The organism is Intestinicryptomonas porci (assembly GCF_033971905.1).
Taxonomy (GTDB): Bacteria; Verrucomicrobiota; Verrucomicrobiia; order Opitutales; family Intestinicryptomonadaceae; genus Intestinicryptomonas; species Intestinicryptomonas porci.
Genome location: NZ_JALBUT010000002.1, coordinates 189,998 through 210,290 on the forward strand (window position 1 = coordinate 189,998; position 20,293 = coordinate 210,290).

Below are 20,293 nucleotides of genomic sequence, written 5' to 3' on the forward strand. Positions count from 1 at the left end.
CATGCAAAAGTTCAATGTTTACTGGAAGGGAGAATTTGTCGGCGAATTTGACGCAGGCGAACTGCGCGATGAAGTCGCGCGCGGGACAATCGGGTATTTGCACGGCGTCAGGCTTAAATCGGGCAAATTCATAAGCGTTGGCGACCTGCTTCAAAAGCTCGATAATTCCGCCGAAGAATTCGATTTTGAAGCGGAATTTGCAAAAGAAAACGGGACTGCGGGAGAGTTTGAATTTGCCATATTCGGCTATGCGCTTGCGGGGCTTTCATTTTTGTCGATGGCGTCAATGGCGGGTTCTTTTCTCTACTGCATATTTCTTGCGAAATCTGGCAGGGGTAAACTTGCGGCGCAAATTTTCATCCTTTCGCTCATAATCGGGCTATTGGGGCTCTTTTTTAACGGCGTCATCCTCTCTTCAATGTGATTTAAATTTTTCCGTGATATTTCCACAAAAAACGGCGCAAAGTTTTTTCTTTGCGCCGTTTGGGTTAGCGTTGTATATAAGTCCCATTAAAGTTATTCGCGGATCTATCTAAAAAATTTGGGTAGAAGTTTGAAGCTCAGATTCTTTTTCAGGTTGTTCGATATTGGTAATACTCGCTAAAAACAAATATATAAAAAACGCACGGTGTAAATTAATCGTGCGTTTTTGCAATATAACTTTTACCTATCCGCTACTTTCTTCTGCGGTACGCTGCAAAAGCAAGAGCAAGCGCGCCGAATATCGCTGCGTAAGTAGAGGGTTCGGGAACCGAAATATACAACCCGTCCGATCTAACTTCAAAAGACCAAAAGTCGTCATTAAATTCAAGACCATTTTGTTTTAAAATCAGATTTTCGCCTTTTACTAATTTATCGAAACCTGTTATGGTAGTTCCGTCATCCCAAGACATTACATTTATTTCCTTATCATTTAATACAAATTCATCTGTTAAATTTATGATAAGTTTACCGTCGGACAGATTGAAGAACGATTCATCCGATAAAGTAATTGCGGGAGATTTTAGATTTTTTATATTCAGAACAATAGAGTTTTTTTCCAAGAAAATTTTACTGTTAAAAAACGAGGAAGATTCAAACAAGGCATCTGAAACTATTATATTTTCAAAATCATAAAATTCCGAATTGGACAACTTTTGTTCCGATAAATTTAAAACAGCATGATATTCTTGATATCTATGAAAAATTAAATCAGATAAATCCTTATTTTTATAACTGGCAGTGGAATAAAGTTGTTCGACTGAAAAATTAGATCCATATAAAACAGTTCCATTTATTATGGCGTTATTAAATTTTGCGTTTGCAAGATCGGTATGTATAAAATTTACATTTTTTAAATTGAATCCATCAAAATCTGCATTATTAAAACGTTGCGACATAAATGTGGTTGCGGTATTCGCCGTTTCTCCGCACAAATCATTATTTTTATAGCTGGCAGTGGAATAAAGCTGTTCCAATGTTAAAGATGATTTCTCATTGCCATATGGAAATTCCCCCGTAGAAACATCAAACGCATTAAATTGAGCTCCTTTTATTATAGCATTAGTAAAATTTGCGTTTCCCAACACCGATTTAGATTGTAAATTATTGGAAGAAAATATGGCATTTGTTAGATTTGCTCCATAAAAAGACACATCGGTCAAATTCACATCGTAAAAACGTGCATCGGTTAAGTCTTGATTGGAAAAATCTCTTCCGGTCAAGTCTTGATTGGAAAATTCTCTTCCGGTCAAGTCTTGATTGGAAAAATTTATTTCTGCAAAAACAGATCCAACGATAAAAACGGTCAATATTGTTAAATATTTTTTCATTTTGTTTTTATATTTAAAAAAACGGTATTTATACAGTATTTGGAATACTCACGTCAAATAAAATGTTCAATTTTATTTTGGAACTATTTGATGCTTTTGAAGATTTTATCTTTTAAGGATAAATGAAAAAATGCGCGAATTTTAAAATCCTAAAAACATTACAATTTACAACATACTTATAATCAACCTCTTATCCACATAAAAACACATACAGTATTCCAAATACCATGACACACGAAAACGACATCGCAAAAGCAATTTTAAACGGTACAAACTTAACTCTTGTTGACGCTGTAAGGCTCATAAGAAGCGTTCTTGATTTTATGCCGAAAGGCTCAAATTTAACCGAAGCTCAATTTTGTACGAAAATCATCGAAACTGGAAAAGCTAATTTCAGAATAAACGAAATGTCTTTTGCTAACGGCTTTAATCTTTACTACGAAACAAAGAAAAAAACTTTGCGTCCCGATTCAAAGGCGTGTGGGTTCAGGACGTTCTTCGACATACCTACGCAAGCTACTTTGCGAAAAGATACTCCGACCTTCCGCGACTCCAGCTCAATATGGGGCACCGCGACCTATCTCTTCTCCGCTCCCGATACGTCAATATGTCGCAAATCTCTAAATCCGACGCGGCGGATTTCTTTAACTAAACTAACGGGCGTAGTTTTTATAAATATGAATTGCTGAAAGGTTGGCGGAAACAAAAAAACGCCGTTTGCATTTTGCAAGCGGCGGTTGAAAATGTGCCATAATCAAAAGTTGCGGGGCGTGCTTGCGGCGGCTATTTATTGTTTTTCGCCTGAGTTATAGCGGCTTATCCAGAAGTTTGACCATTCGGCAAAATCGCCGATTTCAAGGTGTTCGCGCGCCTGTCGCATCAAGTCCAAAAAGAATGAAATATTATGGATTGAAAGCAGGGTGCAGGCGAGCATTTCATTTGAAACCACGAGGTGTCTTATATAGGCTCTCGTGAAGTTTGACGCATAGCTTTGGACAGTTTCGTCTATTGGCGAATGGTCTTCTTTAAAGCGCGAATTTTTCAGGTTTATTACGCCGTTAACGGTAAATGCGTTGGCGTGGCGCGCGAGCCTTGTCGGCATTACGCAGTCGAACATGTCTGCGCCGAGCGCAATCATTTTTAAGAGTTGGACGGGTGTTCCGACTCCCATAACGTAGCGCGGTTTGTTTTCGGGCAGGTATTTTGTGGAAGCGTCAACTTGTTTTAACATTTCTTCCTCAGGTTCTCCGACGCTCACTCCGCCGATTGCATATCCCGGGAAATCCATTTGCGAAAGCTCTTCGGCGCACATTTTGCGAATGTCGTCGTAAATTCCGCCTTGCACGATGCCGAAAGTGAGGTTGCCGTCGGCAAAGCTGTCATGGATTTTCTTACAGCGTTTTGCCCAGCGGATAGTGCGCTCAACCGATTTCAGGCAGTCGCGCTTTTCGCATGGGTAGGGTATGCATTCGTCCAAAACCATGCGGATGTCGCTGTTAAGCTCCTTTTGGATTTGCATGCAACTTTCGGGTGAGAGAAAGAGTTTTGCGCCGTCTAAGTGCGATTTAAACGTTATGCCTTCCTCGGTGATTTTGCGCAGTTTTGAAAGCGAAAACGCCTGAAAGCCGCCACTGTCGGTCAAGATGGGCTTGTTCCATCTCATAAAGCCGTGCAGTCCCCCGAATTTTTCGATTAGCTTTGATGTCGGGCGAATGTTCAGATGGTAGGTGTTTGAAAGGATTATTTGCGCTCCCGTTTCCTCTATCTGCGCGGGCGTAAGGGATTTAACCGTTGCCTGCGTGCCGACGGGCATAAATATCGGAGTTTGGATTTTGCCGTGCGGAGTCGTTAAAACGCCCCTTCTTGCGCCTTGCTCTGTATTTAAAACTTCAAACATCTGCAAATCAGAGAATGGGGGCGGGGGCGTAGCTTTCGGCTTCGGGATATTTTTTCAGCCAGCATTCCACGCGCTTTGCAAAGTCGAGGGCTTGCGCTTTTGCCATGCCTGTTTCGCTTTTGCCTTTTTCCAAAATATTTTGGAGCGCGGGAAGATCAAGCGGCATTCGGCTGTCGTTTGCGAGTCGTTCAAGCAAATCGTTTTTGACGATTTTGCCCGCGCGCAAGTCGCGCAAAGTGGCAACGGCATGCTCTTTTATGACTTCGTGGGCGTCTTCTCTTCCGATGCCGTTTTTTACCGCCTGCATCATCACGGTTGTCGTGAGCAGAAACGGCATATACTTTTCCTTTTCAGCGTCGATTACCGCTTCGTTTATTTCCATTTGCCTTGAAATTGTGAGGAATGTCTCAAAAAGCCCGTCGATTGCAAAGAAAGTTCCGGGAAGCATCACACGTCGCACAACAGAGCAGGAGACGTCGCCTTCGTTCCACTGGTCGCCCGCAAGGGAGGCCGCCATTTCCATGAAGCCCCTTATGATTACCTGGAAGCCGTTTAAGCGTTCGCAGCTGCGGGAGTTCATTTTGTGCGGCATTGCCGAAGAGCCTGTCTGCCCCTTTGCAAAGCCTTCGCCCGCGAGTTCGTGGCCCGCCATTATGCGGAGGGTTTTTGCAAATGAGGAAGGACCGGATGCCAGTTGGTACACCGCCGCCACCGTTTCAAAATCGAGCGAGCGCGGATAGACTTGCCCTGTCGCCCCGAACGAGTTTGAAATGCCGAGGTGTTCGAGGACAAGTTCATTGAGCTTCAATGCCTTTTTCTTGTCCCCGTTAAAGAGGGTGAGCTGGTCGAGCTGGGTGCCGATTGCGCCTTTCAGCCCGCGCACGGGATAGGTGTCGATAAGCTGTTGAAGCCCGCAAACTGCGCGCAAGAGGTCTTCGCCGAACATTGCGAAGCGTTTGCCGAGCGTCGTAAGCTGTGCGATTACGTTGTGTGTGCGCGCCGCGTACGGATATTCGGCGTATTTTTCCGCGTAAGCCTTGAATGCGCCAAGAGACGCCACTGCTTTCATCTGCGCGAGTTTTAGCGACTTGTAAACTTGCAGCTGTTCGACGCATTCGGTCAGGTCGCGGCTTGTCATTCCTTTGTGGATGTGTTCAAAGCCCGCCAAGTCGCAAAATTCCTCGATTCTCGCCTTCACGTCGTGGCGCGTGATTTTTTCGCGGGCGTTGATTGAGGCGACGTTTATGTTCGACTTTGCTCTTTCGTAAGAATCTATCGCTTCCTGCGGAATATCCAAGCCCAGCTCCTTTTGTGCCTTCATAACGGCAATCCAAAGTTCGCGTTCGAGTAAAATTTTTCCTTCCGCGCTCCAAATATCTTTCATTTGCGAGGAGGCGTATCTTTCTGCCAATACATCTGCTATCATGATGTTTTTTATATTGGCGAAATTTTGTTCCTTTTAAAGATTAAAATTAGCCGACGCGTGGAAAAATGAATTTTTTTTGAAATGCCGAATTTCTTGACAAACATTAAATCATATATCAAACTTTTGTCCATACATGAAAAAGACTATCCTTTTTACTCCCGAAAATCGCGCAAAACGCGCGTTTACATTGGTTGAAATTCTCATAGTCATCGCAATAATTGCGGTGCTTGCGGCTTTGACAACGCGCGTTGCGGATTCCGTGACGCAGGCGCAGGGGCGTTCGAGAGCCGCCGCGGACATGGCGGCAATCGCGGTCGGGCTTGACGCTTTCAAGGGAATGTACAACGACTATCCGCGCCTAAGCGCAAAAGGCGGTGTTGAAAACTGCGCGCGCAGGCTTTACAAATGCCTTGCGGGGCAGTCTTACATGAAAGTGGAGGACAGGCAAGTGAAATTCATTGATGTTGACAAGGAATCTGACTACAAGCCGCTTTTGGACGTTACTTTGATGCGCATTGGCGACCCCTCAGACCCCGATGCTCCCGTCTCCAATTACGATAACGACAGAAACGCCTTTATCGATCCATGGGGCAATCCATATTTGTACTACTACGACACTTCGATTATGGTAGGATCTATCGGTGCGTGGGAGGGGACTTCGTTTTTCCTCATGAGCATGGGCGAAGACGGGGAATCCGCCGAAGTGCAGTCGATGTTCTCCAACGGAATCATGCCTAATGAAGACGACTACCGCTCGAACGTGAAAAACGTGGACAATATCGTTTATGGTTGGGATTGATTTCCACTTAAAAAAATTTGTTGAAAATATCTTAGAATTAACCCATTATAAAAACCCGATTATGAAAAAGAAAAACGCATTTACTCTTGTCGAACTTTTAATTGTCATTTCGATTATCGCCGTTATGGCGGGTCTTTTGATGCCTGCAATCGCGGGCGCACGCAACAAGGCGAAGCGCAGCACTTCAAAAACTTTCATGGTTCAGCTCGCTGGCGCAATTGACCAGTTTAAGACGGAGTACGGATTTTATCCCGAATTTTTGGTCGAAAAGGAGCGTGTCAACCTCGCTGACGGCAACAATGCGGAAAATCTCATAAAATCTCTCACCGGCAGGAACATCGACGGCTCCAACTTGTCGGACGCCGACAGAAAGAAGTTTAACCGCCGCATGCGCTCTTTCTTTACTTTCGACAGCACTGTCTTGCAGAAGAAGGACAATTCTTGGAAGATTGTCGATCCTTTTGGAAATCCCAATATTTACATTTGTGTTGACAAGACTGGCGCGGGTCAGATACGCAAGGGCTATCCTTTGGTTTCCGACGGCATTTCCGCCGAGGAATTTAAGGAAATCGTTCCCGATGTTGCTTCGGGCGTCCGCAAGTCGGTCATTATTTTCACTCTTAAAAAGGACGAAACCAAGGCGGGCGCGGACTACGAGGCTGACGATGTGTTCTCTTGGTAAACTAATATATTTCTATGTTAAAAAGAACAAAAAAAGCATTCACTTTGATAGAGCTTTTGGTTGTCATTTCAATCATCGCTCTCATCGGATCGGGCAGCGTGATGCTTGTCAACTGGAATTCGGGCAAGCAGTCTTTGCGCACCGCACAGCAGCAGCTTATGTCGGCGTTTGAGGAAGCGAGGCTCTTGTCATGCTCCAAAAACGCGCGTTCAAGGGTTTTGATTTACAAGGGCGACGACTTGACGAGAAAATTGCGTCAGGTAGGGTTGGTTTACGAATATTTTGACGAGGACGGCAACAGTCTTGGCTGGGCTTCCTACTCAAACGCGATTATGCTCCCGAAAGGCGTTTTCTTCGTTCCGACTTCGGGCGAATATAATGCCTATGCAACTCTTCCTGAAACTTTTAAAGGTCAAAGGCTTATGTACAGCACTTTTCGCAACGGAACAACGGGGGCTCCGAGCATAGTAGGCATATCCAACTTCGGCAGCAGAAAGCCGCAAAGCATGGGCGAGGGCAACGGAGACTGGTATTGCTATGAATTTTCTCCCGAAGGTTTGTCTGAAAATCCGAGCGCGCAGATTGTTGTCGCGACAGGCGCACTGAACGCATCGGGCAAGTATGTGCAGTCGAACCCCTACGACATTTTAGGTTTTAGAGTCGTCAAGAGCGGCAAGTGCGTAGGATTTTCCGATTATGCTGAAATTGAAGGAACTTTCCAATGATTTTGAAACTTAAAAATTTGAAGAAAAGGGCTTTCACCCTCGTGGAAGTCATGATTGCAATAGGCGTACTGTCGGTTTCGCTTACCGCGCTGATTGGGTTGTTGTCGGCAATTTCGACAAAGGTTGCCGAAGTTAGGGCTGCGAGCAAGGCGATTTCCATTGTCGCAGACTTGGAGGTCATATTGAAGTCGAAGGCATTTGACCAAGTTTACACTTGGGTGCGCAATCCGCGTCAGGATTATGTTATTTATTTCTGGGACGAATATGCAAATGACGACGAAGTTGACGATCCGTCGCTTGTCTGCGTTTCTTCGGAAGACAAGGGCAGAAGGGTTGGAGAGCCTCCGAACAGCGAGGAGTTGAAGCGCACCGAAGGCAATATTTACCGCGTGATTTTGAAATTGAACGAAGACGCGCTTGTGGGTTGCCATACGGAATTGGCTTCTCCCGATGCGGAATACAACGGCGGCCCGTTGCCGAGTTCTGCTGATATGTACGGCGAAGCTTTTCTCCCGATAACTGTTGACGTGCTGGTTGATCCCGTAAACGACATCATAATTGGAAGCGGAGACGAAGAGCAGAACAACCAGCGGCGCATCCATTCCGACTTAACAATAAAAATGAGGTAGTTTTATGCCTAAACAGACAAACGATTTTAAGGCGCGCAAGGGGTTTACTTTGATTGAAGTCTTGGCCGCGGCAACCATTATGGTCATTATTTTGGGCGCGGTTTTGCTCGCTGTCAGCGACGTATTGAGGTCTTGGAACGAATCGGCGGGCAAAATAGAGGGCTTTTACGAAGGCGACTCTCTCGCAGATTTCATCCAGCAGGACATGCAGAGCATGATACTAAAGCGCGACGGCAAGGCTTGGTTGCAAGTTTCGTATCCCAACAATGTCGGCATGCTTACGGGGGCAAGGCTTGGCGGCATTCCACTGCGTCCTCCGCAAATTATGTTCTTTTCCCCGACTTATGTCCGCCCGCGTTTTGACGCCGAGCAGCTTATGACAAAGTCAACACAAAGAACTCCGATTGCAGGCAGCATTTGCGCGGTAAAATACCAGATGAGCTACAAAAGCCCGTTCCGCACCGGTTCCGCGAATGAAGGCAGCAATTCAAGACAGCCGAACGCTTTTTACGGCTTGTACCGCGCTGTCATTGATTCGAGATCCACTTTTGAAGAAGCATTGGGTGAAGCCCAGGGGAACATGAATACGGTTGAAAACGCATTGCAGCGTTTTTGGAACGGGACATGTTCCGTATTGTCTGACGATGGTTATTACACAAAGGGCATCGACTTGAAAAGCTGGGTTTTGTCTCCCGAAAATTTCATCGCTTCAAACATTGTGGACTTCCAAGTAACCTTTGCCGTGATGTATCCGAAGGAAGGAGAAGTAAAGCAGTATGAAAGCCCTTACGAAATCGCCTACATCGAACCCGGAACCCCGTTTACGGTTGCCGACAAGCTTTATATTGACGGCAAACTCTATCAGCGCACAAGCGGCGGCGGAAAATCTTACATAATGCCAAATGAAGTGGAAAACGGATTTCTCGCTTTTGCGGAAGTTTCAATGACTTTCATTTCCGATATCGGGGCGCAGGAAATACGCAATCTTTCAGGAGAAAACAAACAGCAGAGATTCAAAGAGTTGCGAATGAAATACGGCACGACGACCACAAGGAAGATTTCATTTATGGTTCAGCCTGCCGAATAATATATTTATATGGAATTATCTTCAGAACAAAAAGAAGCCGTAAAACAATGGATAAACGACGGCGCGAAACTTGTCGATGTCCAAAAACTATTAAGCGAAAAGTTCAATGTGAAAATGACTTACATGGACGTCCGCTTTTTGGTTGACGATTTGGATTTGACGATGCGCGACCCAAAGACGGAGGCAAAAGAGGAAGCAAAACCGGAGCCTGCCGAGACTGAAACTCCGAAGCAGGGCGGTGTTACTGTGGAAGTAAATCCCGTGCAAAGGCCGGGGGTTTTGACCGGCGGCAACGTGACATTTTCCGACGGGGTGCAAGCCACTTGGGAGTTAGACGCGGAAGGAAGGCTCCATCTTGGCGGAGCGGCGGAAGACTATCGCCCCTCTCAGGAGGACATTATTGATTTTCAAGAAAAGTTGCGCGCTATTTTAAGCGGTAATATGTAATTTTTTGCGAAGCTTTGAAAAACTCCCGATTTTTCGTCGGGAGTTTTTTTTGTCACTTTTTCAGCTGCTTTTGGCGGATATTTTGTTTTTTTCTTGCAATGCCTTTAATTTGGCTATTTAAAAAAGAGGCTTTACCTCATTCAAAATCGAAGAATAGGTTAAGCAAATGGAAATACCAAATCCTCATATTCCCTTCAAATTCCGCCCGAAACTTTTGGATACCCTGCGCGGATACAATTTAAATGCGTTCTTTTCCGACTTGGGCGCAGGCGTTATAGTGGGCATTGTGGCTCTGCCTCTTGCAATGGCTTTTGCAATCGCAAGCGGTGTCAAGCCTGAGGCGGGCATATTTACCGCCATTGTCGCGGGCTTCATAATTTCCGCATTCGGCGGCTCGAAGGTTCAGATTGGCGGGCCTACGGGTGCGTTTGTCGTGATAATATCGGGCGTTGTGGCAAAATACGGAATGCAGGCTCTCTTAATCTGCACGATGATGGCGGGCGTCATGCTTGTCATAATGAGCGTGATGAAGATGGGTTTTGTCATAAAATTCATTCCAAGACCCGTAACAATCGGCTTTACGAACGGCATTGCCGTGATTATTTTTTCGACCCAGATAAAAGACTTTTTCGGGCTTGAAATCGAAAATATGCCGTCGGACTTCTTCGGCAAAATGGAGGCGATATTCGGCGCACTCAACACCATTGACTGGCGGACGACCCTTGTTGCGGCAATTTCAATATGCACCATTTTGTTTTGGCCCGTCAAGTGGAGAAAGCGCGTTCCGGGTTCTGTTGTTGCGCTGGTTGTAGGCACGCTTTTTGCAAGCATTACGGGGCTTGAAATCGCAACGATAGGCTCAACTTTTGGCGGCATTCCCGATTCTTTGCCTGCGTTTTCGATGCCGGAATTTAAATGGGCTGACTTGCAGGGGCTGATAGTTCCGTCTCTTACGATAGCGATTTTGGCGGCAATAGAATCTCTTTTGTCGGCGGTGGTTGCGGACGGTATGATTGAGGACAAGCACGATTCCAACCAAGAGCTTATGGCGCAGGGCATCGCAAACATCGTCTCTCCGCTTTTCGGCGGCATCCCCGCAACGGGCGCGATTGCAAGAACCGCAACAAACGTTAAAAACGGCGCAAAAACCCCGATTGCGGGCATAATTCACTCCATCACGCTATTGGTTATCCTGCTCGTGTTCGCGCCTTGCGCAAAGTATATTCCGATGAGCTGCCTTGCCGCTATTTTGTTTGTCGTCTCCTACAATATGGGCGACTGGCGCGAATTTTTGGTCATAAACAAAATGACAAAGAGCGACGCGTTGGTATTTATCATAACTTTTGCGCTAACCGTGATTTTCGACCTCACTATCGCGGTTGAAGTCGGAATGCTTCTTGCGGCATTCCTGTTCATAAGGCGAATTGCGGATTCCACCCATATCGACGCCTTTGACCGCCAAGTCGAAAATTTGGAAAATCTCGAAAGTCTGGAAGGCTACAATATTCCTCGCGGGGTAATGATTTTCCGCGTTTTCGGCGCGCTGATGTTTGGCGCGGCGGACAAGCTCGACGGCGTTTTGCGTGGCAACGCAACTCCGCCGAAAGTCGTAATTCTTAGAATGCGCACGGTTATGGCACTCGACACAACGGCGATAAACGCGCTTGAACGCCTGCATTCAAAGATACGCGCAACCGGCGCAATCCTCCTGCTTTCGGGGACTCACTCCCAGCCCTTGCAGATGATATATAAATCGGGGCTTGCCGAAATAATTGGAGAGGAAAATATTTGCCAGAACATTCACATTGCGGTTGAGCGCGCGGACAAGCTCATTGCACTGATGGATGCGGAGGAAATTGAGGAAAAGTAGTTTTGTGCTTTTTTAGAAACGGGATTGCTGATTTTCGGCAATCCTTTTTTGTTAAACACTTTTTTTGCGTTAAAAATGCGGATATGTATCCCGCATGTTTTTTTTATTTGGCAAGCTCGGCTTCTTTGCTGTTTTTAGGGTTTCGCCGATGGCATTTTCCGCAGTTTTTGCCGTACAGTTATACCAAAATTTGCAGTTCGGAATTTTTCAAGTCCAGATATTTTTTTGCGCGGCGGAGCGCAAGTGCGGTTGAAAGCGTGGTGTTTTCGGGAGTGTATGCGAAGATATTTTCCGCTCCGACTATGTTTCGAGTCCCAGAATTTTTCAGTATGCCCGCAATTTCAGGCTGTACTTCGCAAAGCAGTAGAACGCCTCCTCTTCTTTGCATTTGTATGGCAAGCTCCGCGATGTCTCCCGCGCTCGTGGCATCAAAATTTATGGCATTGCCGAGTTTTAGAAGCAGAACTTTCAAATTCGGAGTTTCGCAAATTCTGCGTACTTGGTCTTGGAAAACTTCGCTTGCACCGAAAAACAGATTGCCGCCTACGTGCACGATTGAAATTTCAGTCGATTTGTCCTTGTCGGATTTCTTTTTCTCCCTGCCGTCGTCTCCTATGTCGAGTTCTATGACTTCGGGAGAGCTTGCCTTCTTCAAAAACAGCAGTATTGACGCGCATACGCCGACATAAATGGCGTCGTCAAGCGAGCTTATTATGCCGGTGAAAAAAGTCAGGAGAAAGACTGCCGTATCGGATTTCGTACTGCAAAGAGCAAGTTTCAGCGTCCTTTTGTTAAACAGCGTGAAAGCAAGCACGATTATCACCCCCGAAAGGGCGGGGCGCGGAATATAGCCAATCAAATTGCCGAAAATCAAAACGCCAAGAAGCATAAAAAGACCGCTGAAAAAGTTGACGACGGTTGTTTTTGTGCCCGCGTCCGCCCCCGCCGCCGAGCGGGTCAGAGAGCCTGATTCAACCGTCCCCGAGAAAAATCCCGCAAACAGATTTGCCATTCCGAGCGAAAAAATTTCCTGGTTTGTGTTGAGCCTTTCGGCGTTTTTTGCCGCGAGGCTCTTGCCTATCGAAGTGGATTCTATAACGCAAAACAGGGCTACGGCCAAAGAGGCGACAATCAGCCCCCTCAAATCAAGACCCTCGAAATTAGGCATGGAAACTTTCCAATCACCAACGCTTACCGAGCTTACATATGCTACATTTATGTCGAGGGTGTCTTTTAGCATTGCGCACAAAACCGATGTCGCAATCAATGCCACTGCCTGCGCAGGCAGGCGTTTAAAAAATTTTTTGCAGGCAAAAAGCGTTGCTATCGCAATTAAGGCGAGCGCGATTGCCTGCCAGTTCGCGTCTTGGATATGCCGAAATGTTTGGATTGTTCCTTCCACGAATTTTCCCGAAGGGTTTTCAATCGTGGTTATGCCAAGCGCGCTTTTTATCTGGTTTGACATTATTAGGAGCGCGCCCGCCGATATGTAGCCCGTAACCACTGTTCGGGATACATATCGCACGAAGTTCGTAATCTTGAAAATACTCGCGAATATCAAGAATGCTCCGACCAATATGACTATCGCCGCCACCGCCGCAACGCGTTGGTTTTCATCGGCAAGCCCGAGCGAGGCGAACGCGCTCATAAGCATTATTGCCGACGCGTTGCTAGGACCGAACATTATAAATCTCGACGATGAAAACACGAGCGAGACAAAGGCCGCGACAATGCAACCGAAAAGCCCGTAGCTTATGGGAAGCCCCGCAATCATCGCGTATGCAATGCTCATTGAAAAAGAGAGCATCGCAACGCTTATGCCCGCGCGCAAGTCGCCGACGGCTTTTTCCTTGGTGTATTTGCGCAAGACTTTCGCAATCGGAAACGGAGAAATTCCGCCTTTTGTGTTCAAAATTCCTTTCAGGACTTTTTGGGGAATGTCGGAATTTCGCATCATAATTTTTCAAACGCGTCAACTCTTGCGGGGGGCAGGTTTGCATAAACCTTTGCGCATTCCACGGGGCGCATTTCAGTAAAGCCCACCGCTTCGGGAACGCGGTTTAAATTGTAAGTAAATTGTATGAAGCGCGCGCCTTGCGGAAGAATACTTTGGGATTCTTTTAAGATTTTTTCGGTTACATTTTTTGGAAGGCTCAAAAGCGGAAGGCTTGAAACTATTGCGCATATTTTGCAAGATTTTCCTGCAAACAGCTTTCCCAAATTTTCCGCGCTTGCGTTTATCACGTTTATTTCCGGAAACTTGCGCTTTATAATTTCGCACATTTTAGGGTCGAATTCCACGCAATAAAGGTTTTTTGGCGGGAGCCCTGAATTTATGAGCTGGGCGGTTATAGACCCCGTTCCGGGGCCAAGCTCTATGGTTATTCTTTCGGGGTCTATTTTGGCAAGAGACGCCATCTTTTTGCCCAAAAAGCGGGAGCTTGGCAGTATTGAACCCGTAAATCGCGGTTTTGCGAAAAAACGTGATGTAAATGTTAGAATGTCGGAAATTCTGCCATTCATTTTTTAACCTTGCGGCGTGTAAATATCGTGGAGCCTTATTAACCCCGCGAGCTTCTTTTCGGAATTTAATACAGGCAGGACGGAGAGTTTTGACTTGCGTTCTTCCATGAGCCTTACCGCATCTCCGAGGCTTGCGCTCTGTTCTATTGTTATCGGGGAACGCGTCATTATTTCGGACGCCTTTGCGGAATCTATTTCAATTTCGTTTTGAAGCATTCTGCGTATGTCCCCGTCGGTAATCAGACCGAGAAGCCCGAGGTTTTCATCTACAACGCACGCCGCGCCGAGGGGCTTTTTTGTCATTGCAATCACCGTTTGACGGATTGTGTCGCCTTTCGAGACGAGAGGGCATTCTTCAAGACTTTGCATCACGTCCGACACCTTGTAGGTGAGGTTTCTGCCGAGTTGCCCCGCGGGGTGGAACTTGGCAAAGTCCGTTTTTGAAAAGCCCCTTGCATCAATCAATGCGCAGGCTATTGCGTCTCCCATGGCAAGCGCGACGGCGGCGGAAGTGGTGGGAACTATGCCGAGGGGGTCTCCCTCGCTTTCAAAACTTGCGTCAAGGGTTATGTCGGCATTGCGCGCCATGGGGGAATCGGGGTTGCCGACAAGCGCGATGAGCGTCGAGCCGAAGCTTCTTAAAACTGGCATAATCCGCAGGCATTCGCTTGTCGCCCCGCTGTTTGAAATGAGTATTGCGGGGTCTCCGTCCTCGTATATGCCGAGGTCTCCGTGGACGGCTTCGCATGCGTGCAGAAAGACTGCGGGAGTTCCCGTGCTTGTGAGGGTTGCGGCAATTTTTCTGCCAATCCAGCCCGATTTTCCCACTCCGCAAATTATTATTTTTCCCTTGTGGCTTAGTATTGTGTTTACTGCCTTTTCAAATTCCGAACCGAGCCTTTCAGACAGAGCCTCGATTGCCTTGGCTTCGCTTTTTAAGACTTCCTTTGCGGCTTTTGTGAAAGTTTTCATTGTTTTATATTTTTGCTTCGAGCATCTTTTGGGCTTTTTCCAAGTCTTCGGGGGTGTCGATTCCGACGACCTTGTAGTCGCTTTCAACCAATGACATAGGTATGCCCGCATCGATGAAGCGCAACTGTTCCAGGCTTTCGCATGTTTCAAGCGAGCTTTTTGGCAGTTTTGCGTATTTTTGCAAGGCTTCCCTTGAATATCCGTAAATTCCGATGTGCTTCAAGTATTTGCGCTTTTTAAGCCACATGTTTTTGTCGTTTTCCCCGCGCACGAAGGGCAGGGGTGAGCGGCTGAAATAAATGATTTGCCCCGAGGCGTTTGTGAGAACTTTTACGTTGTTGGGATTGAAAAGCTCTTCCGCATCCGCGATGGGGGTTGCTGCTGTCGCGATTTCGCAATGCGTTCTCGAGCGTATTTCAAAAATCGAGTCTATCAAACTTGGAGGAATGAAAGGCTCGTCGCCCTGCACGTTGACGATAAATTCGGCGTTGATTTTTTCGAGGGCTTCGACAATTCGCTCCGTGCCGTTTTGGCATTCGGGGCTTGTCATTATGCAGTTTGCGCCGATGGATTTTGAAAAGGCGTCGATTTCGGGGCTGTCTGTCAAAATGAAAACGCCCTGCGCATTTTTGGAAGACAGGCATTTTTCGTAAACATGTTCAAGCACCCGCTTTGAGCCGAGCATGGCAAGGGGCTTGCCGGGGAAGCGGGTTGAGCCCATTCTGGTCGGTATTGCGATTGCACCCGAAAGCAATATCGCGGTTTTAAAAATAGCGTTTGCGCCTTTAGATTTATCTATTTCGTTCCAGAAATCTTTTTCGTCGTCGGGCAAGCTGATATTTTCGCTCAAATGGACATAGTAAAAAATTGTCGCCGCCGCCGCAATCAGCAAAACTCCAAGAAGGCGGAAGATTGCGATATATTTGCGCTCTGAAATTCCGTTTGCCCGCCAAGAGGAATTTACATAGGAATCTTCGTAAGATTCTTTGCCGCGGATGAGCATTGCAATGCCTATGCAGGCGGGAATTGCCCAAAGGGCAATTTGAAAAGTGGATATAATGATGCCTTTCATCTTTTTTTAGAATTTTATGCAAAAATTAAAACTTTTTATCAAACGCTCGTCAATGCTTTACTTGTGAACATGGGAATTAAGGGACTTTTGTTTGCCCGCCGCTTTGCGAAAAACATTAAGTTTGTCTTGACGTGCTTTGAAGCAAACGTTTAAATGAAAAAATTGTTTTTTCGTTAAATTCTCTTAATTAAACGGGGTTAGGCTATATGATTACGCTAATGGTTGTTGTTTTTATGCTTGGCTATATTGCCATAGCAATGGAGCATCAGTTGAGGATAAACAAGTCGGCAACAGCGATTACTTTGGGGGTTATTTTGTGGACGATGTACATCTTCATAGGAGATGCGCAGATTGTCGAAATCAACAAGGAAAGTTTTGACTTCTTCTTGAAGCTCCATCCCGAGGCGTTAAAGAACAGCCTTTCATCACAAGTGAACTCGTTTGTGGGAAACTATCAGATTTTAAACCACTTGGGGGACATTGCGAGCATACTGTTCTTTTTGCTGTGCGCAATGACGATTGTCGAGCTTATAGATTCGCATGGCGGGTTTGCGATAATCACAAAGCGCATAACAACAAAAAACAAGCGCAAGCTCTTGTGGATTGTCGGCATTTTGTCTTTTTTCCTATCTTCCGTTTTGGACAATTTGACAACCTCGATTGTAATGGTCATGCTCATAAGAAAGCTCTTGCCCGAGCAGACAGACAGGTGGATTTTCGGCGGGGTAGTCGTAATAGCGGCAAACAGCGGTGGCGCATGGTCTCCCATTGGCGACATCACGACTATAATGCTTTGGATTAACGAAAACGTCACAAGCGCAAAGCTTTTAGAGCATTTGTTCTTGCCGTCGTTAGTGTCGTTGCTCGTTCCTCTTGCAATTCTTTCAAAAAAGATAAAAGGCGGGATAATTCCGGACAAAGTCGAAACTTACGAAGAGGCGGAACACCATCTGCCTTACAGGTTCAGGCTTTCGATTTTTATTTGCGGCGTCGGCGGACTTATTTTCGTTCCCATTTTTAAATCCATCACGCACTTGCCTCCGTTTATGGGGATATTGCTTTCTTTGGGCTTTCTTTGGATATTTTCCGAAATAATTTACAATCTGTTCAGGCGCACGGTTTCGCACGGAATGCGCAGAATACCTTTTATCCTTACAAAAATAGACATGCCGACAATCCTGTTTTTCCTGGGGATTTTGATGGCGGTTGCGGCGTTGGAAAGCGTGGGCGTTTTGCATTCGGCGGCGAATTTTTTGGACAAGGAAGTGCATAACACATATTTGATTAACACGATAATCGGACTGCTTTCTTCGGTGTTCGACAATGTTCCGCTTGTTGCCGCCTCAATGGGAATGTATCCGATTGCCTCTCCCGAAATGGTTCAGGCTTCGGCAAATCCCGATTATTTGTCGCACTTTGTCCAAGACGGCACTTTCTGGCAACTTCTGACATTCTGCGCGGGAACGGGAGGCAGCATTCTCATAATAGGCTCGGCGGCGGGCGTAGTTGTGATGGGTTTGGAAAAAATAGATTTTCTATGGTATTTGAAGAATATAACATTGATTGCGCTCTTGGGGTTCTTTGCGGGAATCGGCACGTTTATGCTTCAAATGCTGATATTTTAAAAAAAAGTAGATTTTTCTACGGAAGGCGTGTTTATCGATTCGGAATACTTATTATCATGACTTTCGCAGTTGACCTTTTGCAAAATGTAAAAACAAATATTCTTAAAAATGGCAATCTATGCTTTTCTTTATTGATGTATATAGTAATTTTTTTACATTTTCAATTTTTTTAAAGGGCATATCGTAGTTTTCCTGAATCATTTTGTCGATATTTTTGTATTGGCAACAAAATCTAAAAGGTTCTTTTTTTAGTCCGAATGCGGAGTAATAGTCTTCAAATTTGTAGTAGGAAGTTGTGTCTTCCGATATTCTCGCCCATAAATTAGGAATGTTCAGCGAATCTGCCGCAATTAATGGGTGCATTGCTGTGGATATTATTGTTTCACATTCTGATATTTTTCTCAGAAATTCCAGAGGAGGATATTCGTTTGTATTTAATATGATGCTGTTTTTATTGCATTCGCAAATTTTATGAAAAATGGGAGATTTTGCGTCTCCATAATGGGGGATTATTCCCAAACTGAATTTTTTTGTTTTTGTGAAATTATCGATTTCGGAAGACAACAACCCTCCATCTCCCAAAACGACATTTTCAATCTTTAATCCCAAAATTTTCTCAAGTTGGAATTTGGTTTTTTCTCCGCGGAGTGCGACGCAGTGTATTCTTCTTCTTATTTTTAGAGGTGAGAGATATTTTTTTTTGCGGAAATGCGTGTATAAGTCAAAGCCGAATCCACTCGACAAAATGTTTAACGGATCGTTCAATGATGGAAAAATGGAAAATAAAAACTCTCTCTTTTTGTATAATAATTGATCTAAAACGGAGCCTATACCGATAAAATCCGATTTTTTTACGGAAGTACAAATCGGGTTTACATTGAATATATTGCGAAAAATAAGATTGTTAAGCGCATCTCCGAAATTATTTATATCGCAAAAGCTTATTTTTATATTTTTTTCAATTTTAGTCATTCCAAGAATTTTTTAGATTCGTTTATTCTTATCCATTTTCTCTTTTCCATACATTGAGAGGGATAATAGCTGCTTTTTTTTCCAAGTCTTGAAAAATCTCTTTATCTCTATATCCGATTATTTTTGCAGGGTTTCCTCCTACTATGGCACACGATGGAACTGATTTTGTAACAACACTACCCATTGCAACAATTGCGCCGTCTTGTATTTGGACTCCGGGACATATTACTGAACGCGCTCCTATCCATACATTTTTCCCAATGGATATTTTTTGCAATAAGCCAATATTATCATATGGTATGTACGTTTCGGATTTATAGTTATGGTTTGTAGAAAGGAAGAAACAACCTTCTCCTATTTTAGTGTTAAAGCCTATTTCAATGTCTCCTTCACAACAAAGCCTGCTATTGCCTATATATACTTCTCCTCCTAATTTTAAATTCCTGATACTTGAAATTTGGCATTTAGGTTGAACATGATTTCCCGGAAACCATCCATATTTATAATGTAATTTGCGCCGAAGACCTCTTATTGGTATCAACTCAATTAAGTTTTTTCTTATTTTTTTAAACTCATTTTTTATCCTTTAAGTGTCTATTTTTTACTAAAAAGTAATTTCCTTAAATCTCTGAGTGTGCGCTTTTTTAGGATTTTAGGTAGCGAGTTTAAAATTTCGCCGTAGTACGAAGGCGGATTTTTCCGATGCCATGGTTTGCCGAGCTGCCCCGCGTAGTGGATTATGGCGGGGGCGTTTTTAGCTTCGGCAAGTTCTGCGGCGGAATATACTTTTTTCAAATATTTCAAGTCCCTGCATTCTTCAATGTTTTCGAGAGCGTATAGTGCTTCCAAAGTGCAATATTTTAACGGCATCGGCGCAATTTTGTCGGAGGCTATGTTCAAAACGTCAAGGTCGAAAAATTTAAGCTTGTCGTGGAAATCGAATGCCGTTTTCATACATTTTGTGAAAAATTTTTCATCCCTGCATCTTTTGCAGTTTATAAGCATGAATCCCGACCAAAAAATGAATTCGTTTTTGTTTTCGGGGAAATATTTATGCCCTATGGCACTTGGCAAGTTTCGCTCCGCTCTGACTCCCGCCCAGTGGAAATCTGAAATGTCCGTATTGAACGCTTCCGTTAAATCGTCCTTGAAAAAGACATCTACGTCCGAGTATATTATCTTGTCCAAGTCTTGCAAGACTTCGGGAATAATCATTCTGTAATATACGATTTCCGTCCAAGATTTTCGGTTCTTTTTTACGCCTTTAAAAACCGACTTGTCGATAAACTTAAATTGTATGGAGTGGGGAGATGGCACAATTTCAGAAAGTGCGTCAAGATACTTCTTTGAAATTCCGTTGTGCAGTACATAAATATCATAAGAAGTTTCCGATTTAGCAGAATTTAAAAGACTTTTGATTGCGACAGACGCCCCAAGTATAATTCTGTCGTCAAAAGTGAAAACTATCGGAATCTTGCCCATAATAATTGTATAATTTTCCTTTTAAATTCAAAAGATTTATAAATAAAGTTCAAGACAATTTGTTTCTTTAAAAGACGCCGAAAAAGTTGTCCTGTAATAGTTAGGGTCATGAAAAATTATCGCGGACGCATTCTTGCAAAAAAATAAGCCTGCAAGAAAAATCTTAAACAGGCTTCAAAAACAAAAGCCGAAGATGAGACTCGAACTCACGACCCACGCATTACGAATGCGTTGCTCTACCAACTGAGCTACTTCGGCGGTGTTAAACCGTCAT

20 protein-coding genes and 1 tRNA gene are annotated in these 20,293 nt (G+C 44.7%); 10 read left to right on the forward strand and 11 right to left on the reverse strand.

Going from position 1 to position 20,293, the window contains the following annotated elements:
* Nucleotide 1 precedes the first annotated feature (1 nt).
* Entirely contained in the window at nucleotides 2-424 is a 423-nt protein-coding gene (locus MOX91_RS02625; RefSeq protein WP_370396520.1) for a hypothetical protein, read from the forward strand.
* A 250-nt stretch (nucleotides 425-674) separates the two neighbouring features.
* Here MOX91_RS02625 and MOX91_RS02630 read toward each other — a convergent pair whose 3' ends face one another.
* Nucleotides 675-1,811 carry a pentapeptide repeat-containing protein gene (locus tag MOX91_RS02630; protein WP_370396521.1) on the reverse strand — a complete coding sequence of 379 codons (1,137 nt, stop codon included), beginning with the start codon at nucleotides 1,809-1,811 and terminating at the stop codon, nucleotides 675-677.
* A 227-nt stretch (nucleotides 1,812-2,038) separates the two neighbouring features.
* On the opposite strand from MOX91_RS02630, the gene MOX91_RS02635 reads away from it, so the two are divergent.
* A complete protein-coding gene (locus MOX91_RS02635) occupies nucleotides 2,039-2,500 on the forward strand; it encodes a hypothetical protein (protein WP_370396522.1) in 462 nt (153 codons plus the stop codon).
* A gap of 98 nt (nucleotides 2,501-2,598) precedes the next feature.
* Here the strand turns inward: MOX91_RS02635 and tgt are convergent, their stop codons facing one another.
* A complete protein-coding gene (tgt, locus tag MOX91_RS02640) occupies nucleotides 2,599-3,708 on the reverse strand; it encodes a tRNA guanosine(34) transglycosylase Tgt (RefSeq protein WP_370396523.1) in 1,110 nt (369 codons plus the stop codon).
* 7 nt (nucleotides 3,709-3,715) lie between these two features.
* Nucleotides 3,716-5,134 (reverse strand): adenylosuccinate lyase, encoded by a 1,419-nt coding sequence (purB, locus tag MOX91_RS02645; protein WP_370396524.1) that lies wholly within the window; start codon nucleotides 5,132-5,134, stop codon nucleotides 3,716-3,718.
* A gap of 133 nt (nucleotides 5,135-5,267) precedes the next feature.
* On the opposite strand from purB, the gene MOX91_RS02650 reads away from it, so the two are divergent.
* From MOX91_RS02650 to MOX91_RS02680, 7 genes are all read left to right on the forward strand, one after another.
* A complete protein-coding gene (locus MOX91_RS02650; protein ID WP_370396525.1) occupies nucleotides 5,268-5,933 on the forward strand; it encodes a prepilin-type N-terminal cleavage/methylation domain-containing protein in 666 nt (221 codons plus the stop codon).
* Nucleotides 5,934-5,994: 61 nt separating this feature from the next.
* Complete coding sequence (locus tag MOX91_RS02655; RefSeq protein WP_370396526.1) at nucleotides 5,995-6,615, forward strand: type II secretion system protein; 621 nt, start codon at nucleotides 5,995-5,997, stop codon at nucleotides 6,613-6,615.
* A gap of 14 nt (nucleotides 6,616-6,629) precedes the next feature.
* Entirely contained in the window at nucleotides 6,630-7,340 is a 711-nt protein-coding gene (locus tag MOX91_RS02660; RefSeq protein ID WP_370396527.1) for a prepilin-type N-terminal cleavage/methylation domain-containing protein, read from the forward strand.
* Complete coding sequence (locus MOX91_RS02665; protein ID WP_370396528.1) at nucleotides 7,337-7,969, forward strand: type IV pilus modification PilV family protein; 633 nt, start codon at nucleotides 7,337-7,339, stop codon at nucleotides 7,967-7,969. The genes MOX91_RS02660 and MOX91_RS02665 overlap by 4 nt, the downstream gene beginning before the upstream one ends.
* 4 nt (nucleotides 7,970-7,973) lie before the next feature.
* Nucleotides 7,974-9,056 carry a PulJ/GspJ family protein gene (locus MOX91_RS02670; protein WP_370396529.1) on the forward strand — a complete coding sequence of 361 codons (1,083 nt, stop codon included), beginning with the start codon at nucleotides 7,974-7,976 and terminating at the stop codon, nucleotides 9,054-9,056.
* A gap of 9 nt (nucleotides 9,057-9,065) precedes the next feature.
* Nucleotides 9,066-9,503 (forward strand): hypothetical protein, encoded by a 438-nt coding sequence (locus MOX91_RS02675; RefSeq protein WP_370396530.1) that lies wholly within the window; start codon nucleotides 9,066-9,068, stop codon nucleotides 9,501-9,503.
* Between the two features lie 166 nt (nucleotides 9,504-9,669).
* Complete coding sequence (locus tag MOX91_RS02680) at nucleotides 9,670-11,373, forward strand: SulP family inorganic anion transporter (RefSeq protein WP_370396531.1); 1,704 nt, start codon at nucleotides 9,670-9,672, stop codon at nucleotides 11,371-11,373.
* Between the two features lie 178 nt (nucleotides 11,374-11,551).
* Here MOX91_RS02680 and MOX91_RS02685 read toward each other — a convergent pair whose 3' ends face one another.
* Genes MOX91_RS02685 through kdsB form a run of 4 tightly spaced genes read right to left on the reverse strand, consistent with a single transcriptional unit; the run spans nucleotide 11,552 to nucleotide 15,940 of the window.
* A complete protein-coding gene (locus MOX91_RS02685; protein WP_370396532.1) occupies nucleotides 11,552-13,330 on the reverse strand; it encodes a SulP family inorganic anion transporter in 1,779 nt (592 codons plus the stop codon).
* Nucleotides 13,327-13,896, reverse strand: a complete 570-nt coding sequence (locus MOX91_RS02690) for a class I SAM-dependent methyltransferase (RefSeq protein ID WP_370396533.1) — start codon at nucleotides 13,894-13,896, stop codon at nucleotides 13,327-13,329. The genes MOX91_RS02685 and MOX91_RS02690 overlap by 4 nt, the downstream gene beginning before the upstream one ends.
* Nucleotides 13,897-13,899: 3 nt before the next feature.
* Nucleotides 13,900-14,868, reverse strand: a complete 969-nt coding sequence (locus MOX91_RS02695) for a KpsF/GutQ family sugar-phosphate isomerase (RefSeq protein WP_370396534.1) — start codon at nucleotides 14,866-14,868, stop codon at nucleotides 13,900-13,902.
* A gap of 4 nt (nucleotides 14,869-14,872) precedes the next feature.
* Complete coding sequence (gene kdsB, locus MOX91_RS02700; RefSeq protein WP_370396535.1) at nucleotides 14,873-15,940, reverse strand: 3-deoxy-manno-octulosonate cytidylyltransferase; 1,068 nt, start codon at nucleotides 15,938-15,940, stop codon at nucleotides 14,873-14,875.
* Between the two features lie 206 nt (nucleotides 15,941-16,146).
* Here kdsB and nhaD point away from each other — a divergent pair, with 206 nt between their 5' ends.
* The gene (gene nhaD / locus MOX91_RS02705) at nucleotides 16,147-17,565 is read left to right on the forward strand and encodes a sodium:proton antiporter NhaD (protein WP_370396536.1); all 1,419 of its coding nucleotides are present in this window, start codon (nucleotides 16,147-16,149) and stop codon (nucleotides 17,563-17,565) included.
* 102 nt (nucleotides 17,566-17,667) lie between these two features.
* Here the strand turns inward: nhaD and MOX91_RS02710 are convergent, their stop codons facing one another.
* The 4 genes from MOX91_RS02710 to MOX91_RS02725 form a co-directional block, all read right to left on the reverse strand.
* Complete coding sequence (locus MOX91_RS02710) at nucleotides 17,668-18,537, reverse strand: polysaccharide pyruvyl transferase family protein (protein ID WP_370396537.1); 870 nt, start codon at nucleotides 18,535-18,537, stop codon at nucleotides 17,668-17,670.
* A 28-nt stretch (nucleotides 18,538-18,565) separates the two neighbouring features.
* A complete protein-coding gene (locus MOX91_RS02715; protein WP_370396538.1) occupies nucleotides 18,566-19,078 on the reverse strand; it encodes an acyltransferase in 513 nt (170 codons plus the stop codon).
* Between the two features lie 53 nt (nucleotides 19,079-19,131).
* On the reverse strand, nucleotides 19,132-20,019 hold the full coding sequence (locus tag MOX91_RS02720; RefSeq protein WP_370396539.1) for a glycosyltransferase family 8 protein: 888 nt from the start codon (nucleotides 20,017-20,019) through the stop codon (nucleotides 19,132-19,134).
* Nucleotides 20,020-20,204: 185 nt separating this feature from the next.
* Nucleotides 20,205-20,277 (reverse strand) — tRNA-Thr (locus MOX91_RS02725).
* Between the last annotated feature and the right edge of the window lie 16 nt (nucleotides 20,278-20,293).